This window comes from Paenibacillus sp. J31R120 (assembly GCF_056269225.1).
This window is the reverse complement of sequence record NZ_JBWDNN010000001.1, coordinates 681067-693204: the sequence shown is the minus strand read 5'-3', so window position 1 is coordinate 693204 and position 12138 is coordinate 681067. Positions and strand designations below refer to the sequence as shown.

Genomic DNA, 12138 nt, shown 5'->3' with positions numbered 1-12138 from the left:
ATTATTCAGTCGGATCGACCGGCTTGATCGGCACCTGTGCAGCAGGCTTGCTAGCTGCCGCTGGAGCTGGAGCCGTAAGCACCGCTTTCGGCGCAATCGCCTTGGAGGTCAGACCTTGAATCAGCTGATTCAAGTCGATGCCGGACACACTCTTAAGCATCTCTGGCGCTGTTGACATCAGCGACGTCACATAGTTGCTAAGCCGCGCTGCGCCTTCGCCATTGCCTGTATCGACTACCGTCAGCTTGTCGATGGAGCTGATCGGCTCCGCCACTTTACCCGCCAGCTCTGGCAGCATCTTGACGATAATATCGAGAACGGCTGCTTCGCCGAACTTCGCAAACGCATCGGCCAGCTTTTCCTTCGCTTCCGCTTCTGCCAGACCGCGCAGACGGATAACTTCGGCCTCTGCCGTACCTTTGGCGCGTTCAGCCTCGGCTTCCGCCAGACCGTCCAGACGCTTCTGAGCAGCTTGCGCTTTCGCTTCCGCTTCGATCCGGTACTGCATGGCATCCGCTTCACGCAGTTGCTTCGCTTTGTTCGCTTCTGCCGCTTGCTCGACGGCATAACGATCGGCGTCCGCTTTCTTCTTCACTTCCGCATCGTATTGCTTCTCGCGGCGAAGAATCTCTTTTCCCTCCAGATCGATCTCTCTTTCCTTCCGGACGAGCTCGACCTTCATCTGCTCCTCGACTACGCTTTGCTTCGCGCGCGCTTCCTGAATGGAATACGCCTGGTCCGCTTCCGCTTTCGCCGTATCTTGGTCGCGCTTAAAGGAAGCAACCTTCATTTCCTTATCCTTCTCGGCTTCCGCGATATTCGTATCGCGCAGCAGCTCCGCTTTCTGACCCGCTTCAGACGCAAGCGCCTTCTGGATACGGGCATCCCGCACCGCTTCCGCTTCGGCAATCTCTGCGTCACGCTTAACCGCTGCAATACGCGGCTTGCCCAGCGCATCCAGATAGCCATGCTTGTCGCGCAGATCCTTGATCGTAAAGGAGACAATCTGCAGTCCCATCTTCTTGAGGTCCTTCGCCGCTACTCCTTGCACCTCTTGAGCAAACTTGTCGCGGTTACGATACACTTCTTCTACGGTCATGGAGCCCAGAATCGCCCGCAGGTGACCCTCCAGAACCTCTTGAGCTTCACCCTTCAGCGCTTCCGTCGGCTTGCCCAGGAACTGCTCGGCAGCCGTCGCTACGTCTTCAATCGCGCCGCCGATCTTGATAATCGCAACGCCGTCAGCCATAACGGGAACACCTTGCTCCGTATAGACCTCCGGTGTCGATACGTCCAGCTTATGCGACAGTAACGACAGGAACTCTGCTTTCTGGAAGATTGGAAGGATAAATGCGCCTCCGCCTCGAATAATCTTCACCTTGCGGCCGGACTCGTCTACAAGGGCATTTTTGGTCCCGAGGAATGACCCTGTTACCAGCATCGCCTCATCCGGGCTTACGGTCTTGTAGCGCGCCCAGAATGCGAGGCCAAGGACGACCAGAACCCCAACTACAATAATAGGAATTGTTAAGTACTGTTCCATTCACTTTCTCCTCTCTCTTCTAAGGTTTTATTAGATCGACAGGTTCAGCTCGGACACATACAATACGCCTTCCCTGACGTCAATCACAACGACTTGCGCTCCGCCGGCAATCGGCTTCTTGTCATAACTGGCGGCGATCTGATTCGTATTGCCCGCCCCTACCTTAACCAGCACCTCTCCGTAACCGTTCTCCGGAATCGGAACGAGTACTTCGCCTCGAGATCCGGCAAGCGAGCCAATCGTGAACGCAATCGAGTTCTCGCTGTTCTCCATCGGCTTCACATATAGGAAGAAAACGGCGATTGCGCCTACAATGGCGATGAGCAGAGCAATCAGCGCAATAACCCATATACCAAGCCCGCTGTATCTCTCCAGCAGCAGCCCTGCTCCCCCGAAGATCGTAATACCGCCTACCAGCGTCATCGGCTGGAATATGGACGGACCGTCTAGCGACAGGAAGTCAAGCACTCCGTCCATCGCCTGGCTCAGCCAATCCCCGAATATAACGCTGACGAGCGCGTACAGAATACCGCCGATGAGACATGCCATATAGATCGTCTCCATTTTCCTCCTCCTCTCTCAAAAGGCATAACCTGTTATCGCTTCCGTTATTTATTACGTTTTAGTTGTAAAATAGTTTCTAAAATTAAGTAAAAACGACAACACATAATTCACTAATGATGCGATGAATACGGCCCCTTCTTCCATTTACTTGAAAAAGGCTTGTTTATCGCGCTGTGGAATCGCATGGCATCCGTTCTGAACGCCCTTGTACGATGTATGTTGCGGCGGCGGGTTGCCCTTCTCCATGGTACACTTGAACGATAAATGCGGCAAGACTCTTATTCGTATCTGTCAGGCCGCGGCAATGTTCACAACTGGTCAGCTGCGTGATTCGAATATCAACAGCTGCATCAATGACTCTGTTCCGCGAAAACTACGTACATATTGCGACATTGCTTTAAGCCTGCTTTCATAACGACAATTTCATTTCATGCAATAGCCTAACAAAACTTTTCCCCCTGTTTCTTCGTCTATAGATGAAGAATAAATTACAGTCCTTGCTTTAGCACCCTCTGCTGTTTGCTGCACTCCAAGCTGAATTAGCGCAGCGTCATCGAGTTGTCATATGGACAGAAGTGGAATATCCAGGCACGAGGCATGTACCATAATGGGTTTTGTGCTATAATGGTAATGCTATTTTGGAGGAGGAGTTATAAGCATGCAAGAAGATCGTCAACCATCGCCGAAGGCACCTTACAGCAGATGGCGATTATTCGGATTGGTATCATTCATTACTGTAAAATGGATTGTTTATTTTGGCATAATTTTTGGCTTGCTGGCAGGCGGCGTCATGACAGGCTACGTGGCCGCTCTGGTTAAGGATGAAGAAATCAGGCCGCAAAGCGTCATCCAGGATAAGGTTGGCGAATATTCCATGACCGGCTATGTATACTTCAACGATGACTCCCTGGTGGGACAGCTGCGGACCGACGAGGACCGGATCGTCATTACATACGACGAAATTCCGCAATCCGTCATTGACGCCCTGCTGTCTACAGAAGACAACAACTTCTTCGAGCATGACGGCGTTGATATTAACGGCCTCGGCCGCGCGGTCAAACAGAAGCTCTTTAATGAAGATACGCAAACCGGCGGCAGTACGCTGACACAGCAGCTTGCGCGCCGGGTGTTCCTTAGCCTGGATAAGACCGACAGCCGCAAAATCAAGGAGATCTTCCTGTCGCTGCGCATGGAGCGTTATCTGACGAAAAAAGAAATTCTGGCAGCTTATCTGAACAAAATGCCGTTCGGCAATGGATCCAATGGTTATCAAGTATTCGGCATCAAAGCCGCAGCCAAGGGCATATTCGGCATTACCGACCTGTCCAAGCTTAATACGGCCCAATCCGCTTACCTGGCAGGCCTACCGCAGCTGCCTTCACTCTACACCGCCTTCACCGGCTCAGGCAAGTTCAATGAAGCCGGATTCGAGCGTGCCGTGAAGCGCCAGCAGCTCGTTCTGAAGCGTATGATGGAAACTGGAAGGCTGAATCAGCAGCAGTATGAAGAAGCGCTCAAATTCGATATCCGCTCTTCTGTCGCTCCGCCAAGCGAAAAGGCGTATACAACCTATCCGTACCTGATGCTTGAAGCAGAGCGTCAAGCGGCGGAAGTACTGCTTATGCAGAGCGATCCGACGCTGACCAAAGCCGACCTTCGCAAGAAGGAGAACGCCGGTCTGATCGAGGAAGCGCGGGAGCAGCTGCTGCGCGGCGGCTATCACGTCTACACGACGATCGATAAAGATGTCTATACCATTATGCGCGAGATTGCCAGCAATGAAGACAACTTCACGCCATACAGCGAGAAGAAAGGCATCGAGCAGATCGCAGGCGTCATGCTGGATCACAAAACAGGCGCCATTATCGGGATGCTGGAGGGTCGCGACTTCTACGAGGAGCAGATGAACTTTGCGACGCAAATGATTCGTCAGCCGGGCTCCACGATGAAGACGCTAGCCGCTTATTTGCCCGCGATTGACGCAGGCATCATTCAGCCGGCAAGCATTATCGACGATGCGCCGATCGTAATGAAGGACGGCCAGAAGGGCTTCCATATCCCGATGAACGTAACGAACAAGTTCAGAGGACTTGTGACGGCACGCGATGCGCTTAACCGCTCGCTTAACCTTCCAGCGCTTAAGATTTTTAACGAAGATGTCACGATTGAAAAAGCATGGGAATTTGTAAGATCGCTTGGCATTACTACGCTGCAGCCTGAGGATGCTTATTCCCAGACGGGCGTTATCGGCGGTCTGCGCATTGGCGTCTCTGTGGAAGAGTTGACGAACGCTTACGGCTCTATCCCGAATCAGGGCGTCTTCCAGGACGCTTACATGATTGAAAAAATTACGGATGCGAACGGCAAAATGATCTTTGAGCACAAAGAACAGCCGAAACGTGTCTTCTCGGAGCAAACGGCCTTCCTTATGACTGACATGCTGAAGACGGTTATATCCGATCCTTCCGGCTCCGGCCATCAGGTATCCAAGCAATTCAAGCAATACGGCAAGATTCCGGTAGCCGGCAAAACCGGCTCCACCCAAAGCTATGGCGACGTATGGTTCATGGGCTTCACGCCTGACGTCACGCTTGGTGTATGGGCGGGTTATGAGGAGCAGATTAATTCCCTCTCCAACAACGGCCAGACCCGCGCCCGCTCCATCTGGACGCTTATTATGAATAGGCTGACGGAACAGAAGCCGGAGCTATTCGTAACAGACAGCTTCGCGAAGCCGGATGGCGTCGTGAAAGCGACCGTATCCAAGGCAAGCGGCCTGTTGCCGACGGGATTGACCAAGTCAGCGGGATTGCTCGTAACTGATTGGTTCAACAAACAATATTTGCCGAAGAAAGCAGACGATGCGCTCGTCAGCATGAAATACATTACGTATGAAGGAATTAACTATGTCCCTAACGAGCTAACGCCTGACGACATGCTGAAGGAAAAAGTCGTTATCAAGCGCAAGAAGCCGCTTGATGTGCTGATGGACGAAATCAAGGAAGCGCAATCCAAGCTGCCAGCCAAAAACAGAAGGCCGCTTGAGGTCTATGTCCCTATGGACGCACAGAATGACGCGCCTTCCAAGACCGATCCGCGTGCAGATGACGGCGCTGCGCCACAGACGCCGGGCGATGCGAAGCTTAGCTCTTCGGGCGCAGGAGACATTACAATCACATTCTCGGCCAGCAAGTCGCCTGACGTAGTCGGCTACAGGCTGTACCGCTCAACGAATCAAAGCGATTATGCGAAATTCGGTACATCCATCCTTCTTGGAGACGAAACCAAGTTCAGCTTTAAGGCTTCGGACAAAGAAGCGGCAACGTATTATGTCGTAGCCGTCGATGTCGTTGGCAAGGAATCCGCTCCAAGCGCCATTCTGAATTATGGCTCCATCTTGCCGGAATTGCCTGAAATTCCGGGGGTACCGGGTATACCTGGCGGCGAGAATAATGGCAGCAATAATGGAAACAACGGCAATAACGGCAGCGAGACAGGCACAGCGCCTTCCGCACCTACCGGATTAACGGCGGAGAGCTCCGATCTCAGCATCCTGCTGAGCTGGGCTTCCAACCCGGTGTCGGATCAAGTTACGCTCTACCATATCTATTACAGTGCCGGCAGCGACGGCAATTACGTCAAGCTGGGAACCACTTCTCAGACCAGCTTCGAGCATTTGGCGCCTCTGTCCAGCGGCAGCTATCAGATCACGGCTGAGAATAGCTCGGGCGTATCGTCGCCATCAGCAAGAGTAACGGTTGGGCAATAACACATCGGCGGTATCGTACCCCTAGCATATGTCAACAAAGCAGCGCCTCCTTCCGGGGGTGCTGCTTTTAGGTTTGGCGTTTTTTGATGACTGCCCTCTTCTATTCTTCTCTTCTTTCTTCCCTGCTATGTTTCGGCTGACGGTATGTGAACAAATAAAGAAGAAGCCTCTAGGTCTGCGAATAGACCTAGAGGCTTCAATATGAATTGCTTATTAATCCTCGATTGTGGAGAGGTCGCCAGTCGGCAGGTTAAGCTCCCATGCCTTCAGTACCCTTCTCATAATCTTGCCGCTGCGCGTCTTCGGCAGCTTATCCTTGAATTCGATCTCTCTTGGCGCAGCATGTGCGGAGAGGCCTACCTTCACGAACTGGGAAATTTCCTTCTTCAGCTCTTCTGTTGGCTCGAAGCCTTCACGAAGTGCGATAAACGCTTTAATAATCTCGCCGCGCATCGGATCAGGCTTGCCGATAACGCCAGCTTCCGCAACCGCCGGATGCTCAACAAGCTTGCTCTCGACCTCGAACGGACCTACGCGCTCGCCTGCCGTGTTAATGACATCGTCGATACGGCCTTGGAACCAGAAGTAACCATCCTCGTCCATATAAGCGGAGTCGCCGGATACATACCAGCCCTCGAGGCGGAAATACTCTTCGTACTTCGATGGGTTGTTATAAATCTTGCGCATCATGGACGGCCAAGGCACGCGCACAGCCAGATTGCCCATGCGGTACGGCGGAACTTCATTGCCGCTGTCGTCGATAATCGCCGCTTGAACGCCAGGCAGCGGCTTGCCCATGGATCCCGGCTTAATGTCCATGCTCGGATAGTTGCAGATCAACTGTCCGCCAGTCTCTGTCATCCACCATGTATCATGAATACGCTGATTGTAGACCTTCATGCCCCAACGCACAACCTCAGGGTTCAGCGGCTCGCCAACGCTGAGCACATGGCGCAGGCTGGACAAGTCGAATTGCTTCGACAGATCGTCGCCCGCTCCCATCAACATACGGAATGCCGTTGGTGCGCTGTACCATACGGTAACTTTATATTTCTGAATAACACTGTACCAGTCGCTAGGGCTGAAGCGTCCGCCGCGAATGACATTCGTCGCGCCATTCAGCCATGGAGCGAATATACCGTAAGACGTACCCGTTACCCAACCCGGGTCAGCCGTACACCAGTAGATGTCGTCGTCCTTCAGATCCAGAACAACTTGACCTGTATATTTGTGTTGGACCATCGCGTTTTGCACGTGGAACACGCCTTTTGGCTTGCCCGTCGATCCGGATGTATAATGCAGAATCAGCCCGTCTTCACGATCCAGCCATTCAATCTCGGCTTCGTCAGACATCTTGCTGATCTCTTCTTTGAAGTTTACAATTCCTTCTTCAGCAGGGATATCGTCACCGTAGACGATAATATGCTTCAGACCAGGCAGCTCATCTCGCTTAATGCGATGAAGAAGCGCAGGCGTCGTCACGATTGCGACCGCTTCGCTGTCCTGCAGCCGATCCTTGACCGCCGTCTCCATAAAGGCTTCGAACAACGGTCCTACTACCCCGCCAACCTTCAGGGTCCCCAGAACGCTGAAATACAGTTCAGGCGTACGCGGCATGAAGATGAAGACGCGCTCTCCCTTGCCGACTCCAAGCTTGCGAAGGAGATTGGCGAAACGGTTGGACTGTTTGCTCAGCTGCTCGAATGTATACGATTCATCGCGTTCGCTGTCGCTGTAGTAAAGCGCTACTTTATTGCCTCTACCAAGCTCGAGATGGCGATCAATCGCTTCATAAGCCATGTTCACCTTTCCCGTCTCATGCCAGCTGAACTGCTTCTCGATTTGCTCCCATTGGAAGGTTGCTGCCGCTTCTTCGTAATTTTTCAAATTCGGGTTCGTCGCTGTTGCCGGTACACGCTCTTGATGCAAGTTGATCATTCTATCACTCTCCCATCAAATCTGTAAAACATTGTATAGGTATGCGCTTTCAAAAATCCTCTATCATTATACCACAACACCTTTCCTTTCGACTACGCTTTTCATTTTCTTGATTGTTTGTTATAAACAATAGTAGGAAATAATCAATTTGGAGGAAGAAATAATCAGTTTTCTCGCGACAGTTGAAATGAAAGGGGACCACTGAATGGAGCACCGAAAGCGGCTGCAGAGAGACATGATTACGACCCGTGACAACCACGAGCTGATTATTGAGGGGCCTATCCCTCCCGATCGCCTGGCCACATACACGATGCATCAGTCGCTGGATGCCTTCCGCAGACCGAAGGACCAGCATGAAGCGCTCGTGGAAATTGCCGGATTGGAGGAAGGGCGTATTATTTTGGCCCGCGAGGGCGACTTGATTGTCGGATATGTAACGTTCCACTACCCGGATGAGCTCGAGCGCTGGTCCGAAGGCGGCATGGAAGATCTGGTCGAGCTTGGGGCGATTGAGGTCGCCAATGATTACCGGTCCTACGGGCTGGGCAAGCGTCTGATCAACATGGCTTTTGCCGAGGAACAGCTGGAAAATATGATTGTATACACAACGGAATATTACTGGCACTGGGATCTCGAGGGCACAGGCCTGAACGTATGGGATTACCGCACCATGATGGAAAACTTAATGAAATCAGCAGACATGATCTGGTATGCCACCGATGATCCGGAGATTTGCTCGCATCCCGCGAACTGCCTCATGGTCCGTATCGGCAAAGAAGTGCCGCTCAGCTCCATCGAGAAGTTCGACCGAGTCCGGTTTCGCAATCGATTCATGTATTAAGCCGTACATTTTGCAGGGAAAGGAAATGAGCTCAGAATGGTATCAAACGCTGTATTCATTCATCATCCCGATTCATCCGGCTATAAATTTCATGATGACCATCCCTTCGATCCGATCCGTCAAGCGTTAACGATCGATCTGCTGAAGGAAACGCAAGCGCTTACGAACGAACAGATCATACGGCCTGATTATCTAATTGATGATAATATGCTTAAGCTCGTGCACCGCCACGATTATGTGCAAGCCGTCAAAATGTTGGATACGGAAGATGATCCCCGCAGCAAAGCGGTGCTTGCCGAGCAATTCGGACTGCAAACGGAGGACACGCCTTTTTTTCCCGGACTGCACAAAGCGGCCTGCGCGATCGTAACAGGCTCTGTAGAAGCCGCAGAAGCCGTTATGAGCGGTCGCACCTTGCACGCCTTCCATCTTGCCGGAGGATTGCATCACGCGTTCCCAGACCGCGCCTCGGGCTTCTGTGTGTACAATGACGCTGCGATTGCCATCACGCATATTCGCAACAAGTATAACGCCCGCGTTCTCTACATCGATACGGATGTCCATCATGGAGACGGCGTCCAGTGGTCTTTCTACGATGATCCCGATGTGTGTACGTATTCGATTCACGAGACCGGCAAATACCTGTTTCCCGGTACCGGATATGCGTACGAGAAAGGTGTAGACAAAGGCTTTGGCACATGTTTTAATGTGCCGCTGGAGCCGTTCACCGAAGATGAATCGTGGCTGGAAAGCTTTAATGTGACGATCCGAAAGGTGATTGAGGCATTCAAGCCTGATGTGATTCTAAGCCAGCACGGCTGTGACGCCCATGCGTACGACCCGCTGTCGCATATCCACTGCAGCATGCGCATCTATCAGGAGATTCCCGCTATTCTGCATGAATTGGCACACACGTATACAGAAGGCCGCTGGGTCGCACTAGGCGGTGGCGGCTACGATATATGGCGCGTCGTTCCACGGGCATGGGCCCAAGTATGGCTGGAGATGACGGATCATCCGCTGGCCGCAGCCATCCGGGCGCATGAAGTAAAGGCGCTGCCGGCTCCCTGGCTGGAGCGCTGGAGGGATAAAAGTCCCGTCCCGCTGCCAGACGACTGGCAGGACGACAGCTCCGCCATCCCGCCGATCCCGCGCCGCGACATCATTAACGAGCAGAACCGCAATACACAGTCGATTGTGATACAGGATTTATAACATGTTATAGGAATTATGTGAATGTAGGTATCATAGGAACGTCATTTGCTCTATAACGGTAAGCAACCCGAATAGCTATCAGCCAGCGCACAGCGTCTGGCTGATAGCTATTTTGCAGTAAGGGTGCGAGTAAGGAGTATAACAATAGCTGGTTGGTGCGATAAGAAACTAGCGGTGCTTCTAATCGGGAGCATGATAATTTGTCGCGTCTGTGAATGTATTGGTGCTACGAAACGTTGTTTTGCCGTTTTGAGGGGGTTTGTGGATTTAGTGTGCCTCGCAACGTTATTTAGCCGATTTGATGAGTTATGTGAATTTAGCGGTGCCTTGCAACGCTATTCGGCCGATTTGTCGTGTTTTGTGAATTTAGTGATGCCCTGCAACGCTAATTTGCCTGTTGAAGCATTAAGTGAGCATAGCGATACCTTGCATCGCTAATTAAATTTAATTTATTCCAATGTATTTTGGTCAAGCCTTTTCTCAGCCCGGCTCAATCAACCGCATAAAAAAGCCGCTCCACCATCGTTTGCGATGGCGTAGCGGCCCTATAAGTGCTTAGATATGTTTGACCATCTCGTCGATGATCTGATGTGAATTCGTCGAGGCTTTCCCCGTGAATTCCGCAAAGTTGACATGTGCGGAGCCGTCAGCCTTGTCCGACATGGAGCGGATCACAACATAAGGAACGCCGTGCATGTCGCATACTTGAGCGACGGAGGCCCCTTCCATCTCGGCGCAAGCGCCTTGCATCGTCTGATGCAGCGCCTCCACCGCTTCGCGGCTGGCGATAAATTGGTCGCCGGACAGAACTTTGCCCTTCAGGCTGCGTCCCGGGAACAGCTTCTCGCTTGCTGCATACGCTAGCTCGACAAGCTGCTTGTCCGCTGCGAATTCAGAGCGCGGATGGAACGGAATGACGCCTTTGGCAAAGCCCAGCGGCGAACAATCCATGTCATGCTGAATGCAGCTCTCCGATACGACGATATCGCCGATATCCAGCTTAGGGTCCAGCGCTCCCGCCACGCCCGTGAACAGAACGCATTCTGCGCCCGCATCCAGCAAAATTTGAGTACAAACCGCGGCATTCACTTTGCCAACGCCCGACTTGCAATAGATAACCTGCTTTCCGTGCAGGGTGCCTTCATAATACGTGATGCCCGCTTTCGTAAATTCCGAAGCGACGGCGACATGCTGGTGAAGAAGCTCGATCTCCTCCGCCATTGCGCCGATGATGCCGATTTTCGATATAGCCATTGTTTATTATATTCCCCCTACCGATTGACGATTTACAATCTCATGCGGCAGTGTAACCTTGGATTGTTCGACATTTTCCTTCTTCATAAGCTTCGTAAGCAGACGCATGGATACCGCCCCGATATCATACATCGGCTGAGCGACAGCAGTAAGCTGCGGACGAACCATGGACGCCATGCGGCTGTTGTCTACGCTGATAATGGAAATATCCGCAGGCACCTGCAAGCCGGAATCTTGAATGCAATGAATCGCGCCAATCGCCATTTCGTCCGTAGCGGAGAATACGGCTGTCGGGCGTTCCGCCAGATCGATAAAATATTTCATCGCCTCGGCGCCGGACTCATACCGGTAATTGCCGATGCGAACCAAAGTATCATCGTATGTAATGCCCGATTCCTCCAGCGCGCGCTTGTAGCCTTGAAATCTCGCATAGCCATTCGAAGGGTCCTGCAGCGTGCCGCTAATCATGGCAATGCGCTTATGTCCCTGGGATACCAATTTCATGACAGCATCATAAGCCGCCTCTTCATGGTTGATGTCCACGGAAGGAATTTGGTTGTTGTCGTCACTTGTCGCGCACAGCACAATTGGAACGTTCGCTGTCTTGAACGCTTGCAAGTGGTCATCCGTAACTGCGCCGCCCATGAACAACAGGCCGTCGACTTGCTTCTCCAGAAGCGTATTGATTACGCGGATTTCTTTATCCTTCTTCTTGTCTGCGTTGCACAAAATAATATTATAATGATACATATTCGCGATATCTTCGATTCCGCGTGCCACTTCGGCAAAAATCGCATTGGAAATATCCGGTATGACTACGCCTACCGTCGTTGTTTTTTTGCTCGCAAGTCCGCGAGCTACCGCATTTGGTCGATAGCCCAGACGTTCAATGGCTTCGTACACTTTCTTTCTCGTCGCTGGCTTAACGTTCGGGTTATTGTTCACGACCCGGGATACCGTAGCCATCGACACACCTGCTTCTCTTGCTACATCATAAATGGTTACCGTCACGGA

General features: G+C 52.0%; 8 protein-coding genes. 3 read left to right on the top strand and 5 right to left on the bottom strand.

The annotated features are described in order from the left end of the window. Position 1 precedes the first annotated feature (1 nt). Entirely contained in the window at positions 2–1543 is a 1542-nt protein-coding gene (locus AC0YNW_RS03110) for a flotillin family protein (protein ID WP_475830707.1), read from the bottom strand. Between the two features lie 30 nt (positions 1544–1573). Continuing rightward, positions 1574–2107, bottom strand: coding sequence for an NfeD family membrane protein (locus AC0YNW_RS03105; protein ID WP_387474415.1), 534 nt, complete (start codon positions 2105–2107; stop codon positions 1574–1576). 658 nt (positions 2108–2765) lie between these two features. Here AC0YNW_RS03105 and AC0YNW_RS03100 point away from each other — a divergent pair. Continuing rightward, positions 2766–5876: a transglycosylase domain-containing protein gene (locus AC0YNW_RS03100; RefSeq protein WP_475830706.1), complete on the top strand. Its 3111-nt coding sequence runs from the start codon at positions 2766–2768 to the stop codon at positions 5874–5876. Between the two features lie 213 nt (positions 5877–6089). Here AC0YNW_RS03100 and acsA read toward each other — a convergent pair whose 3' ends face one another. Next, the gene (acsA, locus tag AC0YNW_RS03095; protein WP_387474411.1) at positions 6090–7814 is read right to left on the bottom strand and encodes an acetate--CoA ligase; all 1725 of its coding nucleotides are present in this window, start codon (positions 7812–7814) and stop codon (positions 6090–6092) included. Positions 7815–8019: 205 nt separating this feature from the next. Here acsA and AC0YNW_RS03090 point away from each other — a divergent pair, with 205 nt between their 5' ends. Then, complete coding sequence (locus AC0YNW_RS03090; protein WP_475830705.1) at positions 8020–8655, top strand: GNAT family N-acetyltransferase; 636 nt, start codon at positions 8020–8022, stop codon at positions 8653–8655. Positions 8656–8691: 36 nt separating this feature from the next. Then, entirely contained in the window at positions 8692–9870 is a 1179-nt protein-coding gene (locus AC0YNW_RS03085) for an acetoin utilization protein AcuC (protein WP_475830704.1), read from the top strand. Positions 9871–10425: 555 nt separating this feature from the next. Here AC0YNW_RS03085 and AC0YNW_RS03080 read toward each other — a convergent pair. Together AC0YNW_RS03080 and ccpA are read right to left on the bottom strand one after the other, a co-directional pair. Next, positions 10426–11124 carry a 5'-methylthioadenosine/adenosylhomocysteine nucleosidase gene (locus AC0YNW_RS03080; RefSeq protein ID WP_475830703.1) on the bottom strand — a complete coding sequence of 233 codons (699 nt, stop codon included), beginning with the start codon at positions 11122–11124 and terminating at the stop codon, positions 10426–10428. A gap of 6 nt (positions 11125–11130) precedes the next feature. Then, the gene (ccpA, locus tag AC0YNW_RS03075) at positions 11131–12135 is read right to left on the bottom strand and encodes a catabolite control protein A (RefSeq protein ID WP_475830702.1); all 1005 of its coding nucleotides are present in this window, start codon (positions 12133–12135) and stop codon (positions 11131–11133) included. Positions 12136–12138: the final 3 nt, after the last annotated feature.